The sequence below is a fragment of the Bradyrhizobium hipponense genome, assembly GCF_008123965.1.
GTDB lineage: Bacteria > Pseudomonadota > Alphaproteobacteria > Rhizobiales > Xanthobacteraceae > Bradyrhizobium > Bradyrhizobium hipponense.
The window spans coordinates 21,914-40,120 of the sequence record NZ_VSTH01000034.1 but is presented as its reverse complement, the minus strand read 5'-3'; the positions used below and the strand labels follow the sequence as shown (position 1 = coordinate 40,120).

Here is an 18,207-nt window from a genome sequence, read left to right as displayed (position 1 = left end):
GCTGCCCCCTATCCCGATTTGAGAATGGCGTGCGTTTCGTTCCGGTTGTGTCCGAGCCCTTTGCTGGTTGACGGGCCGCACCCGCAGGCGGACAATTGTGGTCGGCTGAGGAAACCGTGCCACAAGAACATGTCGACGTCCTCATCGTCGGAGCCGGGCTGTCCGGCATCGGCGCGGGCTATCATCTTCAGACGAAGTGCCCGACAAAGAGCTACGTCATCCTGGAGGGCCGCGACTGCATCGGCGGGACCTGGGACCTGTTCCGCTATCCCGGCGTCCGCTCCGACAGCGACATGTTCACGCTCGGCTATTCCTTCAAGCCGTGGACCGACCCGAAGGCGATCGCCGACGGCTTGCAAATCCTCGACTACGTGCGCGAGACCGCGGCCGAGAACCGCATCGACAAGCGCATCCGCTTCCACCATCGCGTCAAGCGCGCGTCGTGGTCGACGAGTGAGGCGCGTTGGACCGTCGAGGCCGAGCGCACCAAGAGTGAGGGCGCGACCGAGACCGTGCGCTTCACCTGCAATTTCCTGTTCATGTGCTCAGGCTATTACAAATACGAGGCGGGCTATACGCCGGAGTTCAAGGGGGTGGCGGATTTCGCCGGCCGCATCGTGCATCCGCAGAAATGGACCGAGGATATCGACTACGCGGGCAAGCGCGTCGTCGTGATCGGCTCGGGCGCGACCGCGGTCACGCTGGTGCCGGAGCTTGCCCGGACGGCGGCGCAGGTCACCATGCTGCAGCGTTCGCCGACCTATGTGGTGTCGCGCCCCGCGCGGGATCCCGTCGCCAACAAATTGCGCCGCAATCTGCCGACACGGCTGGCCTATCACCTGATCCGCTGGCGCAACGTCATGTGGGGGATGTTCTTCTTCCAGCTCAGCCGGCGCCGCCCCGCCAAGGTAAAGGAGCTCATCCTCAATGGCGTGAGAAGCGCGCTCGGCTCCGGCTACGATGTCGCCACTCATTTTACTCCGCGCTACAATCCATGGGATCAGCGGCTGTGCCTGGTGCCGGACGGTGATTTGTTCAAGGCGATCCGCGAGCAGCGCGCCGCCGTCGTCACCAGCGAGATCGACTCGTTTACGCGCGACGGCATCCGCCTCAAGGACGGCAGCGAGCTCGCCGCCGACATCATCGTGACGGCAACGGGGCTCGTGCTCCAGGCCGTGGGCGGGCTCAATGTGAGCGTCGACGGCCGCACCGTCAATTTCGCCAGCACGCTGACCTACAAGGGCATGATGTATGCCGACGTGCCGAACATGGCTTCGGCGCTCGGCTACACCAATGCGTCCTGGACTTTGAAATGCGATCTCACCTGCGAATATGTCTGCCGGCTGATCAACTACATGGACCGGCACAATTTTCGCCAGTGCATGCCCCACAATGATGATCCGACGATATCGGCGCAACCCTCGCTCGATTTCACCTCTGGTTACGTGCAGCGCTCGATCGCGAAGATGCCGAAACAAGGTTCGAAGCGGCCGTGGCGTCTCCACCAGAACTACGCTCTCGACATCGTCTCGCTGCGTTTCGGCCGGATTGACGATGGCGTGATGCGGTATTCCTGATCTCCGTATGTTGCCGGAAGGGGCCGTTGACCCCTTGAGGTGAATCGCGACTTGAAGTAGTGTTTTTGCGTTGCATGCAGCGTCTGAGTTCCGCGTCGCTGACATTGAGGGGAGCGCGGAACATGCACGTCGTTGCTCTGGTCACGCAAAAAGGCGGAAGCGGCAAGAGTACGCTGGCTGTTGGGCTGGCAGTGGCCGCCATGGCGCGCGGAGAGCGTGTCGCGCTTGTCGAGGCGGACGCCCAAGGCACGATCTCGAAATGGAGAGAGCGCCGCGAAAATCTTCACCCGCGCGTCGAGCGCGTCGACGAACCTGCTGAAATCGAGCAGATCTTATCTCGCCTCGAGGCCGAAGGGGTCTGGCTCGCGATCATCGACACCGCCGCCACGGACAATGCCTTGGCGGCGCGCGCCATTGCCAGTGCCGATCTTTGCCTCATCCCGGCTCGTCCGAGCCCGGCCGATATCGAAGCCGCAATACCTACGCTGATCGCTATTCGCAGGCTCGATCGCCGGTTTGGCTTCATCCTCAATCAGACGCCCACACGGGGTTGCCGGCTGAGCGAAGCGGCCACCTCGCTCAACTCGCTCGGCTTGCTTGCGCTCCCCTTCATTGGGCAGCGCAACGACCACCAGGATGCGCTGGGGGCAGGGCTGGGCGTGACCGAGTTCGCGCCGGAGGGAAAAGCTTCGGAGGAAATCGTGGCCCTGTGGGGTTGGATCTCGGAACGCCTTATCATGGAGTCGAATGATCATGGGCAAGCCGCGCTCAAGACAGCCTGCTGACATTGCACGCGCCAGGCGTCGTTCGCTGGTGGCCCTGACCGCGGAGGTGAGCCGCGCCGTCGACGAGGGCTTGGCGATGCCCCCGGGCTCGGTCACCGTCGACCGTCAGGATGCGCCGCAGATCGCGCAAGCAGCGCCTGCTTCGACGACGGTGCCGACACAAGAAGCCGCCAGCGTCATCGCTGCAACGATTGAGCCTCCGGGCAGCACCACCGCCGATCTTATCCTGGACATGGCCAAGGACTGTCAGGCTCGTGCCTTGGAGGGCATGAAGGCTGGTGCTCACGTTGCGCTGGATTATGCCAAGGACCTGGCCAAGCCACGGCTAGCCGGTGGGGCACCGGAGGTCGAGGGCGTCGCCGCCGCGGAAAGCCACCTCATCGAGGCGATTGGAACGGCAGCCGAGTGTCGCACCGTCGTGCTCGAACTGATGAAAGTCAATGCGGGCGCTACGCTGGAGTATGCGCGGGAGTTGGGCCGTGCGACAACGTTTGCGGACTTGGTTGAGCTGTCGAGCGCGCATGCGCGAAAGCAATGCGAGCTGGTCCTGAAGCAAACCGAGTTGCTAAAATCGCTTGCTCAGAACATCGCAAAGCCCGGTGCCAGGTAGCGCCGGTCGCCGACGCGGTTGCGCCCGGAATCTGCGCGGGCCGGCCATGCGTTGTTTCGCGTATACGGCCCTCCGGCTGAATCGGCCATGCTGCCCGAACGGTTAACGCGGGATTAACCGGTAAGTCCTAGCCTATCTCGGCCGGGTAGTCGCAAGGCCGAGGTGAGCCCAATGGAAGCCCAGAAGATCGCGGTCGACGCCGTCGTCGCGCTGACCGATTGCGACCGCGACGCCGTCATCGCCTTCATTCGCCGGCTCTATCTCGCCGGCGTCACCGACCCCAAGCGTCTGACCTTCAAGGGGCTCCAGGCGTTGTCGCGGGCGTGATTCGGTTCGTTTCGGTCTGTTTCATCTCTGGTCTCTCTGCAGAGTGATTGCAACCTAGCGGTCAATATCTTGCCGCTCGGGCCGGGCCGGGGTAGAGGACGTCCCCAGCTGTGTCACTGGGGAACGGGAGATGTTGAAACAGCTTTTTGCGCCGCAACTTGTCGTGCTCTATGTGCTTGCGGCATCGACGATTTACGTTCACTTCCGAGGCAAGCAGCGGCTGCGTTTCGCGCGCCAGCTCGGCGACCACTCGACCTATCTCGCGCCCTACAACGTGCTGATGTATGCGGGCTCGGCCGTGCCGAACAGGCCGGTGATCTCGGTCGATCAGTTTCCCGAGCTCAAGCCGCTCGGCGACAATTGGGAAACAATTCGCGACGAGGCCATTCGCCTGTTCGACGAGGGCTTTATCCGCGCCGCTGCGAAGAACAACGACTGGGGCTTCTACTCCTTCTTCAAGAGCGGCTGGAAGCGCTTTTACCTGAAATGGTACGACGACTTCCTGCCCTCGGCACGGACGCTGTGCCCGAAGACGGTGGAGCTGTTGAATTCGATTCCGAGCGTGCATGGCGCGATGTTCGCGATGCTGCCGCCGGGCGGCAAGTTAGGGGCGCACCGCGATCCCTTCGCTGGCTCGCTGCGCTACCACCTCGGTCTCGTCACGCCGAACTCGAACAAGTGCCGCATCCTGGTCGACGGCGTCGAATGCGTCTGGCGCGACGGCGAGGCCTTCATGTTCGACGAGACCTTCATCCACAGCGCTGAGAATGCGACTGACGTCAACCGCATCATTCTGTTCTGCGACGTCGAGCGTCCGATGAAATACGGCTTCATGACCGCGATCAACCGCTGGGTCAGCCATCACATCGTCAAGGCGTCGGCCACCCAGAACGTCGATGGCGAGAGCGTTGGCGTGCTCAACAAGGTGTTCGGCAAGCTCTACGAGATCCACCTCGCGAGCCGCAAGGTCAAGGATTGGAACCGCAACGTCTACTACACCCTCAAATATTCGCTGACGACGCTGATCCTCGGTCTGATCGTCATGTCGGCACTGCGGTGATCGCCGCAGTCACTGGAGCAGGCCATGGCCCCCTTGCCGACCGCGAGCGCGGAGATAACGCAGTTCTTCCACCAATGGCTGGAGACATTTGCAGGCTTCGTGCGCGATGTCGACTACGCCTCGGCGAGGCCGCTCTTCCATCCCGATGTGCTTGCCTTCGGCACGCATAGCGATGTCATCCCCGGCCTGGACCAATGGGTCACGACGCAATGGGATAACGTCTGGCCAAAGACGGCCGACTTCCGTTTCGTCCTTGAGCAGACCGCGATTCTGGCATCTCCCGACGGCGCGATGGCGACCGTAATCGCGCCGTGGACGAGCACCGGCTACCATCCCGACGGCAGTCCGTTTCCACGTCCCGGACGGGCAACGATGGTGTTTGCCAGGGATGCTAACGGCTGGCTGTGTGTGCATTCCCATATGTCGCTCAACCGTGGTGTGCCGCAGGCAAGCCACGCCGATCGACCGGTGAAGGCCTGGTAGATAGAAGCCGGCATGTCCACGCCATCGGAACAGAAAAAGGCCCCGGACAGGTCCGGGGCCTTTCGATTTGAAAAACGTTGTGCAGCCTATTCCGGCTGGCCGATCGAGACCCTCAGCGCGCCGACGCCGTCGACGCCGCATTCGAGCTTGTCGCCCGGCTGGAGCTGCGACACGCCGGCCGGCGTGCCGGTCATGATGATGTCGCCGGCGGCGAGCTTCACCTGCTGCGAAAGCTGCCAGATGATCTCCGGCACGTTCCAGATCAGCTCGGTGAGGTCGCCCTTCTGCGCTTCCTTGCCGTTGACCGTGAGCCAGATTTTGCCCTTGGCGGGATGGCCGATCTTCGCGGCCGGCTGCACCGCGGAGCAGGGCGCGGAATAATCGAACGACTTGCCGATCTCCCAGGGACGCTCCTTCTTGCGCGAAGCAAGCTGAAGATCGCGGCGGGTGAGATCGATGCCCACGGCATAGCCGTAGACGTGGTCGAGCGCCTTGTCGGCCGGAATGTTCAGGCCGCCGCTCTTCATCGCGACGATCAGCTCGACCTCATGATGTAGATCCTTGGTCAGCGGCGGATAGGGAATGGTCGTGCCATCGGGCACCAGCATGTCGGCGTGCTTGGCGAAGAAGAACGGCGGCGCGCGCTCGTCATTGCCCATCTCGCGGATGTGCTCGAGATAGTTGCGGCCGACGCACCAGATGCGGCGCACCGGATAGCGGCCGGACTCTCCGACGACGGGAAGCGATGGTTGCGGCGGAAGCGGGACGACGTAGGAGGCGGCGTTCATGAAGCGATCTCGCTGCTCTTGGGGTGACTCTTGCGGTGAGAGGAATGCTAGGCGGTTGCACCGATCGGCGCCAGCCCCAAGGGGCTGGTGTCGTGATGTTGCAGTCGGAAGAACGAGGCGTAGCGGCCCGAGCGGCGGAGCAAGTCGTCGTGCCGGCCCTGCTCGACGATTTCGCCGCCCTCGACCACCAGGATCGCATCCGCGTGCATGATGGTGTGCAGGCGATGGGCGATCACGATAGTGGTGCGGTTCCGGCAGAGATGCTCGATCGCCTCCTGCACCTGCTTCTCGGACTCGGAATCGAGCGCCGCGGTGGCCTCATCGAGCAGGATGATCGGCGCGTTCTTGAGCAGCGCGCGCGCGACCGCGATGCGCTGGCGCTGGCCGCCCGACACTTGGGTGCCGTGCTCGCCGACCGGCGTATCGTAGCCGAGCGGAAAGCTCATGATGAAATCATGCGCGCAGGCCGCCTTCGCGGCATCGATGATTTGGTCTTCGGTCGCGCCCGGCCTGCCGAAGGCGATATTGTTGCGGATGGTGTCGCGGAACAGATAGACGTCCTGGCCGACATAGGCGGTCTGCGCCCGCAGCGACTTTCGCGAGATCGAGCCGATTGACTGGCCGTCGATCACGATGTCGCCCTGCGTCACCTCGTAGAAGCGCAAGAGCAGCGCCAGCACCGTCGACTTGCCGCCGCCGGAGGGGCCGACCAGCGCGGTGACCTTGCCGGGCTCGGCGACGAAGCTCATGCGGTTGAGCACGGTCTCGCCGGTCCGATAGGAGAAGCTGACGTCGCGCAGCTCGATGCGGGCATCGGACAGCTTCAGTGCCGGCTTGTCATCGTCGGATTGCTCGCTGGCCGGGCTGTCGACCACTTCGAGCAGCATGCGCGCGCCGACGAGCTGGCTGTTCAGGTCGATGTTGAGCCGCGCCAGCCGCTTGGCCGGCTCGGTCGCCATCAGGAACGCGGTCATGAAGGAGAAGAATGCGCCGGGCGTGGCGTTGAGTGCAACCACGCTGTAACCGCCATAGAGCAGGCAGCCGGCGACCGCGAAGCCGCCGAGCATTTCCATCAGCGGGTTGGAGCGGTTGGCGACTCGGGCCATCTTGTTGGCGTTGCGCTCGACGATTGCGATGTTCTCGTCGATGCGCTTCTGCATCGTCTCTTCGAGCGTGAAGGCCTTGACGGTGCGGATGCCCTGCAGCGATTCCTGCATCGTTTCCATAATGTCGGCAGTGCCGGTGAACTGGTTGAAGGCGAGACCCTTGATGCGCTTGACCAGCTTGCGCAGTACCAGCATCGCCGGCGGTACCGCGACGAGGCCGATGAACGACATCAGCGGATCCTGCCACACCATCACGCCGATCATGGCGAGCAGCATCATGAGGTCGCGCCCGACGGCGTTGACCAGCATGTTGAGGACGTCGGTGATGGACTTTGCGCCGGCCGTCAGCCGCGCCAGAAATTCCGATGAGTGCCGCTCGGAGAAGAAGCCGACGTTCTCGCGCATCAACTTAGCGAACAATTGCCGCTGATTAGTGGCAAGGATCGCGTTGCTGATCTTGGTCAGGATCACCATGTGGCCGTAGGTCGCCACGCCCTTGATGAACAGAAGGATTACTGTCACGCCCGAGAACATCGCGATGCCCGGGATGTTCTTGTCGACATAGGCCTGGTTGATGACCTGACCGAGCACGTAGGTCGCGCCCGCGGTCGAGCCTGCGGCAAGCGCCATCAGCGCGAAGGCGACCAGGTAGCGCCGCCAATAGATGACGCCCTGTTCCGTGACCAGGCGGCGAATCAGGACCGCTGCCGCATAGGGATCGTCGGTGATTTTCTTTGGAAACTGGGCCATCCGCAGTCCATTGACGGCACAGGAAAAAGCCTGCCCGCGCGTCAGGGATCGAACGGCCTCTGTGCCCGCTAAAGCTACGCTTTTCAAGCCCAATTAAGGGCTTGCGCCTGGATGGATTCTAGGCCGAGGCGGCGTGGCGGAGCTCGCCATGATGCTCGCGGAACAGCTTGTCCTCCCAGGCCAGCGCGTGACCTGCGATGGTCTCGAGGTCGTCGTATTGCGGTTTCCAGTCGAGCAGGCTGCGGATGCGGCCGGTGTCGGCGACCATGGTCATGATGTCGCCGGGCCGGCGCGGGGCGTATTGCACGGCGAAGCTGCGCCCGGAAACCCGCCGCACCGCGTCGATGGTCTCCAGCACCGAATAACCGCGGCCATAACCGCAATTCAGCGTCGTCGAGGCGCCGCCGCCGCGCAAATACGACAGCGCCGAGCGATGCGCCTGCGAAAGGTCCGTGACGTGGATGAAGTCGCGGATGCAGCTGCCGTCCGGGGTCGGATAGTCGGTGCCGAACACGTCGATCTTGGCGCGCTGACCGGTCGCGGCCTCGACCGCGATCTTGAGCAGATGGGTGGCGCCGACAGTAGCGAGCCCGATCCGCGCCTGCGGATCGGCGCCGGCGACGTTGAAATAGCGCAAGCTCACATATTGCATGCCGTAGGCGGAAGCAACGTCGTGCAGCATGATCTCTGTCATCAGCTTCGACGAGCCGTAAGGCGACAGCGGCCGCGTCGGCGCGTGCTCGGGCACCGGCACCTGGTCCGGATTGCCGTAGACGGCGGCGGTCGAGGAGAAGATGAAGCGGCCAATGCCGCGCTTGACCGCGACGTTGAGCAGGTTGCGCGCGGTGGTGAAGTTGTTGCGGTAGTAGCCGAGCGGATCGCGCATCGACTCCGGCACGACGACCGAGCCCGCGAAATGGATGATGCTCTCGATGTTGTGCTGGGCGATCACGCCTTCGAGCAGGTTCTCGTCGCCGGCATCGCCGATGAACAGCGGCACGCCCTCAGGCAGGTAGGCGGAGAAACCCGTGGAGAGATCGTCGATCACGACGACGTCCTCGCCGGCTTCCGCCAGCGCCAGGACCGTGTGACTTCCGATATAGCCGGCGCCGCCGGTGACAAGCACAGTCATGATCTCACCCGTCTTCGATCAACGCATGAAGGTAACGTTTATGCGGTGAAGAGGGGGTTTCGGCGCGGCTGAACTGGCCACTATGCTTAATGTTGCGTATAGGACCTTTTCGAAACGGAGCATGACGTGGCGAATACCCCGGGCGATCTGCAGGTGATCGTGCCAAATCTGCACAGGCGCTATTCCGGGGTCACCGCGACCAACCGGATGGTGGCGCCGCGGCTGGCGAAGCTGTTCCGCGCCGGCTGGTTCGGCTCGGACGCGCCGGAGGGGATTGCGCGCATCGGCATTGCCGATGTCCTGAAATTATGGCGCCGCCGCACGCCGCTGATCTGGCACGCGCGCCGCAACAACGAGATGATTGCGGGCGTCGCGCTGCGCGCGCTCGGCTGGCCGCTCAAGCTCGTCTTCACCTCGGCGGCGCAGCGGCATCACAGCTGGATCACCCGCTGGCTGATCCGGCGCATGGACGCGATCATCGCGACCTCCGACATCTCCGCGTCGTTCCTGAAGGTGAAGGCGACCGTGATCCCGCATGGCGTCGACACCGACGTCTATGCGCCGCCGCAGGATCGCGCGGCGGCCTTTGCGGAAAGCGGCCTGCCGGGCCGCTACGCGATCGGCTGCTTCGGCCGCGTGCGCGCGCAGAAGGGCACAGACGTGTTCGTCGATGCGATGTGCATGCTGTTGCCGCGCTATCCGGATTTCAGCGCCGTCATCATCGGCCAGGTCACGGCGGAGCAGACGTCCTTTGCCAACGATCTGAAGCGGCGGATCGAGGCCGCCGGCCTGCAATCGCGCATCGTTATCACCGGGGAGCTGCCGATCGATGAGGTGCAGCGCTGGTACCAGCGGCTGACCATCTACGCCTTCACCTCGCGCAATGAAGGTTTCGGCCTGACGCTGATCGAGGCGATGGCGGCGGGCAGCGCACTGGTCGCCGCGCGCGCCGGCGCGGCCCAACTGGTGGTCGAGGACGGCGTCACTGGCGTGCTGATGCCGCCGGCAGATGCCGATGCGCTAGTCGCCGCGTTGGAGCCGCTGATGCGCGACGTGGCCGCGGCGACCGCAATGGGCGAGCGTGGCCGCGCCCGTGTGCTTGCGAAGTTCAGCCTCGATGCCGAAGCGGTGCGGATCGGCGACGTCTATCGTCCGCTGCTCTGAACGTGCGCGTTCATGGTCAAGACCAAAACGCGAGAACAACCCCATGCACAGTAGCCGGTGACAGCAAAATCAATGGCTTGGCTGCCAGTATAGCAATTTGCTGATTTTGCGAAATGCGTTTGACTCGTCGGGCAAAACACCTCGAGACGTTCATCATCGCAAAAGTCGTTAGCCGCGTATTCCAGCGGTGGTTGCGGTGGGGTTCATGGGTGAGCAGAACAGTTCGGTATAAGCGTGCCTGTTGGCGACAGCTCACTCTTCCGTTCCGGCAAAACGCAGATTCGGCACACCGACGCCGTGGACGCGGATTGGTGCCGCCAGTTCTCCTCCGCTGACATCGAGAACGAAGCCGGCATCGTCGCGGCGGAGGCGGAATTCAATGGTCGTGCCTATCTTGCGCCAGTCCGCCGTCTCGCCATCGTCGACATAGACAAGGCCGAAGCCACCATGATCGGGGGCTCCGAACGCGACCGCCGTCAGCCCCTCCTTGTCTTCGATCGGAACGATCGCGCCCGCGCGTGCGAAGAGCGGTAGCCGGCCCAGAGGCGCTGCGACAGTGACGGTTCGCCCGCCCTCGAATGGCGTCCCGTCATGCCAGTCGTACCAGCCACCGGGATGGGCGGGCAGATAGACTTCGCGCGTCGTCGCTCCCTCTTCCAGCACCGGAGCGACGAGGAGATCGGGGCCAAGCATGAAAGCATCCTCGACGGCTCCGCCGGTCGCGTCGGACGCGAAATCCCACAATAGCGGGCGCACCGCCGGCACGTCTTCGGCCGCCGCACGCCACATCTGGGTGTAGAGATAAGGGATGAGGCTGTGACGCAGGTTCATGGCGGATCGGACCTGGGGAAGTACGCCCGGATGCATCCAGGGCGTGTTGACGATGCCGTTCGTCTTCCAGGAATTCATCACCATGCGCGGCCACAGCGCGCAGAACTCGACAAAACGACAGAGCAGTTCCGGTCCAGGCGATGGGCCGTGGAAGCCACCGACGTCGTGGCCGATGTTGTAAAGCCCCGACAGGCTCATGTTGAGGCCCTGGGTCAGGTTGTAGCGCAGCGTCTTCCAGGCGGTTTCGTTGTCGCCGCTCCAGGTCTGGCCGTAGCGGGCGATGCCGGCGCTGCCGGCGCGCGTGATGGTATAGGGGCGTTTGTCCGGTGCCTGTGCGGCCTGCGTCTCAAAGGCGAGCTTGTGCATCAAGAGTGCCTGCGCGGGACGGGCGAGTCCTTGCGGAAACGGCCGACCGTCGCCGTCGCAGACCGCATCCTCGTCCCAAATTTCATATTCGTTGTTGTCGCTCCACACCGCCGTTACCCCATAGGCGAGCAGCGCGTCGCGGATGCCGTCAGCCCACCACTGCCGGCCCTTCGGGTTGGTGAAGTCGACATGGAAGCCGAGGCCATCCCAGAACTGCGCGACCGCCGGATCGCCGGTCTCGCCGTCAGCAACCAGAATGCCGTTCGCCCTGGCTTCAGCGAGCCGTGGGTGATCGTCGAGCAGGCAGGGCTTGATGTTGGTGACCGGCTGCATGCCGGCCGCCTTGAGCCGCGCCATCGTCGCCGATGGATCCGGGAACTTGTCGCGGTTCCAGTTGAAGACGTAGCGACGCTCGCCGATCGAGGTGTAACCCGAGCCGAAATGAAAGCTGTCGCAACGAATGCCGTGGCGTCTGCAATCCTCGATGAAGCCGGTGATGCGCACGTCCGCATCCGGCGCGTCGGCAATCGTCATGGTCGTCATCGCGAAGCCAAGCGTCCAGCGGGGCGCAAAGGCCTGTCCGCCGGTCAGCCAGGAAAACCGGCACGTTACTTCTGGCACGGTCGGGCCGGCGAGCACGTAATAGTCGAGGTCGCCGTCCTCGGCGCGATAGCTGCGGAACAGCCCATGGTAATTGTCGATCGTGCAGCCGAGATCAACCGAGCCGAGGGCGAGATTGTCGTAGAAGATGCCGTGCGCGCCGCGTGGGCCATCAACGATGAAGAACGGCAGCATCTTGTACAGCGGATCGGAAAGCTCGGCATCGAAGCCGCAAGGGTCGACGGCATCGATCGCGAAGCGCCGGCCAGTGCGATCGAGCGGACCGGCCTTATCTCCGAGGCCGTAATGACGTTCGTCGTCGTGCCGTTCCATCGCGTGCAGCAACGTACCGGTCTTGCGCGACAGGAAATAAGCTTGGGTCGGGCGGTCGCGCAGCAATGGCCGGTCCTCGCCGTAGCGGTACCAGGCGATGCCGAACGGATTAAGCCGCACTTGCGCGCTGAGACCCGCGGCGGCGAGCGTGACGATGCCGCCGGCCTCCGACACCGTCGAAGCCGGATTGGCAAAGCCGGAGAAATCGTCGCGTAGCCGTCCCTCGAACGGCGGCTCGGCGCGATCAGGCGCGATCGCCCAGCCGCGGTCGAGGCGATAGCCATCCTGCCGGCGCAGGGTGACGCGGCCGATGTCGCTCTCCAGAATCGCGACGCGCAGCGTCGCGAGCGGAGCCGCCGCCGGTTCGGTCGCGAGGTCGAACAGCGCGGCGTGGCCGTCGAGACCGCGGAAGCGGCCGTGGGTCAGGGCTTTCATGAAATCAGGCTCCGGTTCGATCAGGGCCGGGCGAGGGCTGCGCCGGTTGCGTCGAAGATGTGCAGGTGGTCGGCGGCGAAGCGGATCGCGACCGCATCGCCGCGGTAGAGCTGTGACTGGCCATCCTGTCGCAGCGTGATCTGCGGCAGGCCGAGGGCCGAGGCATAGATGAAGGTCTCACCGCCAAGCCGTTCGACGAGGTCGACAGTTGCTGTGAGCATGCCCGTGTCGGGCGTGACGTCGATATGCTCGGGGCGGATGCCGAGCGTCACGGCCGTGCCGGCCGCGAGGCCGGAAGCCGCGCGGGGCAGCGCGACTTCACGTTCGCCGACCGTGAGGCGGAGCATGCCGTCGTCGGAAACCACCACAGCCGGCAGGAAGTTCATCCGGGGCGAACCGATGAAGCCGGCAACGAAGGCGTTCGAGGGGTGATTGTAGAGTTCGAGGGGCGTGCCGATCTGCTCGATCCGGCCGGCTTTTAGCACCACGATCCGGTCGGCAAGCGTCATGGCTTCGACCTGATCGTGGGTGACATAGATCATTGTGCCGCCCAGCTTGGCATGCAGCGCGGCAAGTTCCTTGCGCGTCGCGACGCGGAGCTCCGCGTCGAGGTTCGACAGCGGCTCATCGAACAGAAAGATCTTCGGATCGCGCACGATGGCCCGGCCGATGGCGACGCGCTGGCGCTGTCCGCCGGAGAGCGCCTTGGGTTTGCGGTCGAGATAGTCCGTGAGCCGCAGCATGGCGGCGGCGCGCTCAACCCGTTCCTCGATCTCCGCAGGCTTCAGCCCCATGTTCTCGAGCGCAAAGGCCATGTTCTTGCGCACGCTCATGTGCGGATAAAGCGCATAGGACTGGAACACCATGGCGAGCCCGCGCTCGGAGGCCGGCAGATGGGTGACGCGCTCGCCATCGATATGGACCTCGCCGCTGGTTACGTTCTCGAGGCCGGCGATGACGCGCAGCAGCGTCGACTTTCCGCAACCGGACGGCCCGACGAAGACGACGAATTCGCCATCCTTCACGGCGAGATCGATGCCGTGCAGCACGTCGATGGTGCCGAAGGATTTGCGTGCGCCCGCGAGTTTCAGTTCAGCCATGGTCGATTGCCCCGATCGGTCATTTCATTCCCGTCGAGCCGATGCCCGTCGTGATGAAACGCTGGAGGAATACAAAGACGAGCGCGACGGGAATGAGCGTCACGACCGTCATCGCAAGGAGATAGTGCCACTGGGTCTGGAGTTCGCCCTGGAAGGCATTGAGCGCAATCTGCAACGTGTAGACCTCGGTTTTGGTCAGGACCGCGAGCGGCCACAGGAATTCGTTCCAGCGCCACATGATCGAGAAGATCGCCAGAACCGCCAGCGCCGGCAGGGTCAACGGCATGACGATGCGCCAATAGATCTGCCACTCGGATGCCTTGTCCATGCGCGCAGCCTCGATCAGGTCCTTCGGCAACGTCAGCATGTATTGCCGGAGCAGGAAGACGCCCGTCGGCGTCGCGGCACCCGGCAGGATCACCGCCCAAAGCGAGTTGGTGAGGCCGAGTTCGGTCACCACCAGATAGACGGGCACGAGGATGATGGTCACCGGGATCATCAGCGTCCCGATCACCGCCAGGGTGGCCGCCTGTTTGCCGGGGAACTGATAGACAGCGAGCCCATAGGCGGCCATCGAATTGATCAGCAGCGTGATCAGCGTGGCGATCACCGTCACGAATACCGAATTGTACAGGAAGCGCAGGAAGGCGAAGCGCTGCAGCGGCTCGCTGTAGTTCTCGGTCGCAAGCGCCACGTGGCGCACCGGTTCGCGTTTGTCGATCGCGACGCGGAACTGTTGCGAGGGATCGGCGGGATCGACCATCTGGGCAATGAGCCCGATGCGCCGGACTTGCGCCAGTTCGCGGACCGTGCCGTCGGGAAGCTTGGCGCGGAACAGCGGCAGCTTCTGTGGCTGACCTGATACCGTCACTTCCACCTGTGCGAACGGCAGCAGCGACGGGGGAAATTCCAGCAGTGCGCTCTGGGTCTTGAACGATGACAGCACCAGCCACAGCACCGGGCCGAACATCAGGACGACGCCGAGCGCGAGATAGACGTAGGCCACCATGTCGGTCCAGTGCAGCGGACGTCCGGTCCCGTTGCGACGCTGACCGAGCATGCTTGAAAGGCGCATGGTTGGCATCTCAAACCTCTTTGCGCCGCGCGGCGGCGAATTGCAGGAGCGTCAGGACGAAAAGGACGACACCGAGCACGACGGATGCCGCGGCAGCGAGGCCGAAATTCTGCACCTGGCTCGAGAACGCGGTCTCATAGATGTACTGGACGACCATCAGCGTCGCGGTGCCGGGACCGCCGCCGGTCAGCACGAAGACCTCGTCGAAGGTCTGCGCGCCCTTGATCAGCGCGAGCACGATGACGACGATCATGTTCGGCCACAGCAACGGCAGCGTGATGCGTAGCAATACGCGCCAGCGCGGCGTCGCGTCCATTTCCGCCGCCTCGTAGAGATCGGCGGGAATCGCTTGCAGGCCGGCGAGCAGAATCAAGGTGTAGAAGCCCATATGTGCCCACACCGAGACGAACACTGCCCAGAACATCGCCCAGCCCGGATCGACGAAGAACAGGATCTTCTGACCGCCGAGCGTGGTGATGGCGGCGTTGAGGAGCCCGTCGCGCTGCAGGATCCATTTCCAGATCAGCGCGACCACCACGGGCGACAGCAGCACGGGAAAGAAATAGACCGCCCGGAAAAAGCCCCTTCCACGGATCTTCATGTTGAGGACAAGCGCGGTGATGAGCGAAAACAGCACCATCGCCGTCACCTGAAAAACGACGAACTTTGCGGTATTGGCGACGCCGCGCCAGAAGTGGTCCTCGCGGCAGCTCGATGGATCGAGATAGGAGCCGCAGTCGAACAGATAGGCGAACTGGTCGCCGCCGACATAGGGGCGCTGCGAGGGAAACAGCGCCGTACCGCCGGTCAGCGAGAACACGACGTTGATGCCGATCGGCAGGAACACGAACAAGCCGAAGAAGACGAAGTTGGGAAGCAGGAACACGTACGCCATGCGACGCGCACCGATGAAGCGCTGCATCCATCGCATCGGCGGATCGAGCAGCCGCAACGCGACGCCAACCGGCAGGACCGCGACCTGTCCGAGCCGTGCGAGCGCGCCGGTTGCTATGCCGCGCTCAAGTCGGGTAGTGGACGAGATGCCCGACATCGCAGTGACCCTCCGGCCCGATGAACCAGTTGTCGTCACTTCTTGTTGCGTTCGGCTATCTGCTGCGCGACATCGGCGGTGATGCGCTTGTAGGCGTCCTCGAGCGTCGTCTCGCCCGAGACCGCCTGCCCGAGTCGGCTAATGACGGCGTTCAGGACGATTCGGCTATTGCTGTAGCCCTGGATCCGGTAGGCGATCGGGGAAATCTGGGCAGCGCTTGCGGTGAAGACCTTCAGCGCGGCGGCGGCTTCCGGGCTGGCTGTCGGATAGTCGACGCCCTTCTTCGCGAGCCCGAGGTGGCCGGGCACGAACAGCGAGCGCGAGTAGAACTCCGCCAGCACTGGTTCGCTCGCGAGATATTCCATCACCCGCGCGACCTCCTTGGGATGCTGGGTCGTCTTGAAGGCCACAAGACCGGCGCCGCCCGGCATGCTGCTGCACCCGCCCGGCCCACAGGGATTGGGGACGGCCACCCAGTCGAAGGCGTTGTCGATGGTCTTGGCGAACTGACTGATCTGCCACGATCCGGACAGATACATCACGACCTGCGCGTTCTTGAATTCGTCGTTGGCGCCGCGATAGGCCGTGCCGGAGACCGAGCCCCACAGCTCCTTCGACATGACGCCGGACTTGTGCCAGTCGTAGACGAGCTGCGCCGCGCGTTTGAAGCCTTCGTCGACGACATCAGGCTCGCCATTCGCCCCGAACACCTGCGTGCCTTGCGACACCGCGAGTGCATAGTAACGGTGGCCCGAGCGGTCGAGCGCCAGCGGAAACGGTGCCTGGACCTTGTCCGCGACCTGCTTTGCCGCCTTCGCCCAGTCCTCCCAGGTCGACTTCTCGCCCGGCATCGCGACGCCGGCCTGCTCGAACAGAGTCTTGTTGACGAATGGACCGGTGACGGTGAGCTGGGTCATGAAGCCCGGGATTGCCTTCGTATCGCCGGCAGGCCGCATCCATTCGAGGAAAGGGCCGAAGTTCATTTCCCAATAGCCGGGGTCCTTGAGAAAGGGACGCATATCGAGGGCGAAGCGCGATAGACCGCCCATATCGACGACACGCGCCATGTCGGGAGCCTGGCCGGAGGCCAGCTGCACCGGCAAGGTCTCGTTGATCGCCTTGAACGGCACCTGATCGAGGACGATTTCGATGTCCTTGTTCTGCTCGTGGAATCGCTTGAGCAGGTCAGCCATCACCTCGCCCTCGTTGCCGTCCGAGTACCAGGCCATTCGGAGCGTGGTCGGCTCGGCCGCGGCTAGTCCGCAGAACGTGGTGGCGGACAGAACGGACAGCACAAAAGATGTGAAAACGGGCGCGACGGCACGCATGGTCGTTTCCTCTCCACTCACCGGCCCCGGAGCGGGTCCGCGCGAGATTAGGCACATGGGTCCGTTCTCCGACGGATCCTCAGCGCGGACGTTTCCTTCGATATTGGCATCCACCAGATCGGATGCCTCGAGTTTGGGCGCAGGTGGTCCGCTAACGGGGACCGCAAGCGGGCCTTCCCTCCTGCGAGGGCAAAAACATCTTTGGCAAACGTTTGCCAAGTTGTCAATCTTCATCCAAACTGTTTCGTAGCGATTCCGGAGAAACTCGCCGGCGGACGTTGCGGATGACCATGAAAAGACAGCCGATCCGGGAATACATCTCACTTGCCACGGTGGCGGCCCGGGCCGGTGTATCGGTTTCGACCGTATCTCGGATCGTCAACGGCGAGATGCGCCGCGCCTCACCGGCCACGGTGGCGCGGGTGCTCGACGCGATTGAGGCGGTCGGCTACCGGCCAAATCCGGTGGGACGGGCACTCCAGCGCGGCCAAAGCCAGCTTGTGGCAATGATCGCGGCCAATCTCGACAATCCGGCCATGGCGACCATTGCAAGCTCCACCGAGGCGGCACTGCGCGAGGCCGGCTACGTGATGGTTCTGTGCGACACGCACGACCGCCCCGAACTTCAGGACGAATATCTCTACGCGATGCGGGCCCAGATGGTGTGCGGCTATGTCCTCGTTGCGGCGGTGCCCAGCCGGGGGTTGAGCGAGTTGTCCGCGTCGGGCGCCCCGACGGTGTTCGTGAGCCGCCGCAATCCGGTCGGCAACGGTCCGTTCGTCGGTATCGACGATTGCGCAGCCGGTGCTGCTGTGGCCGACTATTTCGCCAATCTCGGACGGCGAGTCCCGGCCGTTGTTTTTCCGCGGTTGGGCTCGTCCGCATCGCGGGATCGCGTGTCAGGCTTCCTGGCCAAGCTACGGGAGCGTGGATGGTCCGACAAGGCGATCATCCAGGCCGACGGGGAAGGGCGATCGCATCTCCAAGTCGGCTATAATGCCGGCGCGCGAATTTTCGGCGGCAGCGACACGCCGGACTCCATTCTCTGCGTGAGCGACCAAATCGCCTACGGCGTGAACCGGCGCGCGCTCGAACGCGGCCTGAAAATTCCCGGCGATTGCGATATTGTCAGCATCGACGGCACGCCTCTTAACCAGTGGGTCGCGCCCTGGCTGAAGTCGATCGAGATTCCATACGCCGTCTACGGGGCGGAAATCGTCGCGGGCCTTCAATTGATTTGGCGAGGCGAATCTTTTGGCGAACGCCTGCTTCCTTACAAGTTCGGCTGACACGCGCAACCGTTCAT

The 18,207-nt window shown here is 63.7% G+C and carries 16 protein-coding genes; 8 read left to right on the top strand and 8 right to left on the bottom strand.

What is annotated here, in order from left to right:
- Positions 1–116: 116 nt before the first annotated feature.
- The 6 genes from FXV83_RS11195 (at position 117) to FXV83_RS11175 (ending at position 4,842) form a co-directional block, all read left to right on the top strand.
- Entirely contained in the window at positions 117–1,577 is a 1,461-nt protein-coding gene (locus FXV83_RS11195; RefSeq protein ID WP_148739232.1) for a flavin-containing monooxygenase, read from the top strand.
- 122 nt (positions 1,578–1,699) lie between these two features.
- On the top strand, positions 1,700–2,362 hold the full coding sequence (locus tag FXV83_RS11190; protein WP_148739231.1) for a nucleotide-binding protein: 663 nt from the start codon (positions 1,700–1,702) through the stop codon (positions 2,360–2,362).
- Entirely contained in the window at positions 2,331–2,972 is a 642-nt protein-coding gene (locus tag FXV83_RS11185) for a phasin family protein (protein ID WP_235939383.1), read from the top strand. The genes FXV83_RS11190 and FXV83_RS11185 overlap by 32 nt, the downstream gene beginning before the upstream one ends.
- Positions 2,973–3,143: 171 nt before the next feature.
- Positions 3,144–3,299, top strand: coding sequence for a hypothetical protein (locus tag FXV83_RS42580; RefSeq protein WP_014493894.1), 156 nt, complete (start codon positions 3,144–3,146; stop codon positions 3,297–3,299).
- A gap of 130 nt (positions 3,300–3,429) precedes the next feature.
- The gene (locus FXV83_RS11180) at positions 3,430–4,359 is read left to right on the top strand and encodes an aspartyl/asparaginyl beta-hydroxylase domain-containing protein (RefSeq protein WP_148739229.1); all 930 of its coding nucleotides are present in this window, start codon (positions 3,430–3,432) and stop codon (positions 4,357–4,359) included.
- Between the two features lie 24 nt (positions 4,360–4,383).
- Complete coding sequence (locus tag FXV83_RS11175; protein WP_148739228.1) at positions 4,384–4,842, top strand: YybH family protein; 459 nt, start codon at positions 4,384–4,386, stop codon at positions 4,840–4,842.
- Between the two features lie 86 nt (positions 4,843–4,928).
- On the opposite strand, the gene FXV83_RS11170 is transcribed toward FXV83_RS11175, so the two are convergent.
- From FXV83_RS11170 to galE, 3 genes are all read right to left on the bottom strand, one after another.
- The gene (locus tag FXV83_RS11170) at positions 4,929–5,630 is read right to left on the bottom strand and encodes a fumarylacetoacetate hydrolase family protein (RefSeq protein ID WP_148739227.1); all 702 of its coding nucleotides are present in this window, start codon (positions 5,628–5,630) and stop codon (positions 4,929–4,931) included.
- A gap of 47 nt (positions 5,631–5,677) precedes the next feature.
- Complete coding sequence (locus FXV83_RS11165; protein ID WP_148739226.1) at positions 5,678–7,486, bottom strand: ABC transporter ATP-binding protein; 1,809 nt, start codon at positions 7,484–7,486, stop codon at positions 5,678–5,680.
- Between the two features lie 118 nt (positions 7,487–7,604).
- The gene (gene galE, locus FXV83_RS11160; RefSeq protein ID WP_148739225.1) at positions 7,605–8,618 is read right to left on the bottom strand and encodes a UDP-glucose 4-epimerase GalE; all 1,014 of its coding nucleotides are present in this window, start codon (positions 8,616–8,618) and stop codon (positions 7,605–7,607) included.
- 126 nt (positions 8,619–8,744) lie between these two features.
- Between galE and FXV83_RS11155 the strand changes: the two genes are divergently transcribed.
- The gene (locus FXV83_RS11155) at positions 8,745–9,782 is read left to right on the top strand and encodes a glycosyltransferase family 4 protein (RefSeq protein ID WP_148739224.1); all 1,038 of its coding nucleotides are present in this window, start codon (positions 8,745–8,747) and stop codon (positions 9,780–9,782) included.
- A gap of 252 nt (positions 9,783–10,034) precedes the next feature.
- Here FXV83_RS11155 and FXV83_RS11150 read toward each other — a convergent pair whose 3' ends face one another.
- From FXV83_RS11150 to FXV83_RS11130, 5 genes are read right to left on the bottom strand one after another with little or no spacing between them, the layout of a single operon-like run.
- The gene (locus FXV83_RS11150; RefSeq protein ID WP_148739223.1) at positions 10,035–12,347 is read right to left on the bottom strand and encodes a TIM-barrel domain-containing protein; all 2,313 of its coding nucleotides are present in this window, start codon (positions 12,345–12,347) and stop codon (positions 10,035–10,037) included.
- A 20-nt stretch (positions 12,348–12,367) separates the two neighbouring features.
- Complete coding sequence (locus FXV83_RS11145) at positions 12,368–13,447, bottom strand: ABC transporter ATP-binding protein (RefSeq protein WP_148739222.1); 1,080 nt, start codon at positions 13,445–13,447, stop codon at positions 12,368–12,370.
- Between the two features lie 19 nt (positions 13,448–13,466).
- A complete protein-coding gene (locus FXV83_RS11140; RefSeq protein ID WP_148739221.1) occupies positions 13,467–14,522 on the bottom strand; it encodes a carbohydrate ABC transporter permease in 1,056 nt (351 codons plus the stop codon).
- 10 nt (positions 14,523–14,532) lie between these two features.
- Positions 14,533–15,573: a carbohydrate ABC transporter permease gene (locus FXV83_RS11135; protein WP_430648932.1), complete on the bottom strand. Its 1,041-nt coding sequence runs from the start codon at positions 15,571–15,573 to the stop codon at positions 14,533–14,535.
- A gap of 35 nt (positions 15,574–15,608) precedes the next feature.
- Positions 15,609–16,901: an ABC transporter substrate-binding protein gene (locus FXV83_RS11130; protein ID WP_148739220.1), complete on the bottom strand. Its 1,293-nt coding sequence runs from the start codon at positions 16,899–16,901 to the stop codon at positions 15,609–15,611.
- A 284-nt stretch (positions 16,902–17,185) separates the two neighbouring features.
- On the opposite strand from FXV83_RS11130, the gene FXV83_RS11125 reads away from it, so the two are divergent.
- Positions 17,186–18,190 carry a LacI family DNA-binding transcriptional regulator gene (locus tag FXV83_RS11125; protein WP_235939381.1) on the top strand — a complete coding sequence of 335 codons (1,005 nt, stop codon included), beginning with the start codon at positions 17,186–17,188 and terminating at the stop codon, positions 18,188–18,190.
- The last annotated feature ends 17 nt before the right edge of the window (positions 18,191–18,207 follow it).

What these genes read in the sequence shown, in the direction of transcription:
- FXV83_RS11190 (WP_148739231.1), top strand. Translation starts at nt 1,700, where the DNA reads ATGCACGTCGTTGCTCTGGTCACGCAAAAAGGCGGAAGCGGCAAGAGT.
- FXV83_RS11185 (WP_235939383.1), top strand. Translation starts at nt 2,331, where the DNA reads ATGGGCAAGCCGCGCTCAAGACAGCCTGCTGACATTGCACGCGCCAGG.
- FXV83_RS42580 (WP_014493894.1), top strand. Translation starts at nt 3,144, where the DNA reads ATGGAAGCCCAGAAGATCGCGGTCGACGCCGTCGTCGCGCTGACCGAT.
- FXV83_RS11180 (WP_148739229.1), top strand. Translation starts at nt 3,430, where the DNA reads ATGTTGAAACAGCTTTTTGCGCCGCAACTTGTCGTGCTCTATGTGCTT.
- FXV83_RS11175 (WP_148739228.1), top strand. Translation starts at nt 4,384, where the DNA reads ATGGCCCCCTTGCCGACCGCGAGCGCGGAGATAACGCAGTTCTTCCAC.
- FXV83_RS11170 (WP_148739227.1), bottom strand. Translation starts at nt 5,630, where the DNA reads ATGAACGCCGCCTCCTACGTCGTCCCGCTTCCGCCGCAACCATCGCTT.
- FXV83_RS11165 (WP_148739226.1), bottom strand. Translation starts at nt 7,486, where the DNA reads ATGGCCCAGTTTCCAAAGAAAATCACCGACGATCCCTATGCGGCAGCG.
- galE (WP_148739225.1), bottom strand. Translation starts at nt 8,618, where the DNA reads ATGACTGTGCTTGTCACCGGCGGCGCCGGCTATATCGGAAGTCACACG.
- FXV83_RS11150 (WP_148739223.1), bottom strand. Translation starts at nt 12,347, where the DNA reads ATGAAAGCCCTGACCCACGGCCGCTTCCGCGGTCTCGACGGCCACGCC.
- FXV83_RS11145 (WP_148739222.1), bottom strand. Translation starts at nt 13,447, where the DNA reads ATGGCTGAACTGAAACTCGCGGGCGCACGCAAATCCTTCGGCACCATC.
- FXV83_RS11140 (WP_148739221.1), bottom strand. Translation starts at nt 14,522, where the DNA reads ATGCGCCTTTCAAGCATGCTCGGTCAGCGTCGCAACGGGACCGGACGT.
- FXV83_RS11135 (WP_430648932.1), bottom strand. Translation starts at nt 15,573, where the DNA reads ATGTCGGGCATCTCGTCCACTACCCGACTTGAGCGCGGCATAGCAACC.
- FXV83_RS11130 (WP_148739220.1), bottom strand. Translation starts at nt 16,901, where the DNA reads ATGCGTGCCGTCGCGCCCGTTTTCACATCTTTTGTGCTGTCCGTTCTG.
- FXV83_RS11125 (WP_235939381.1), top strand. Translation starts at nt 17,186, where the DNA reads ATGACCATGAAAAGACAGCCGATCCGGGAATACATCTCACTTGCCACG.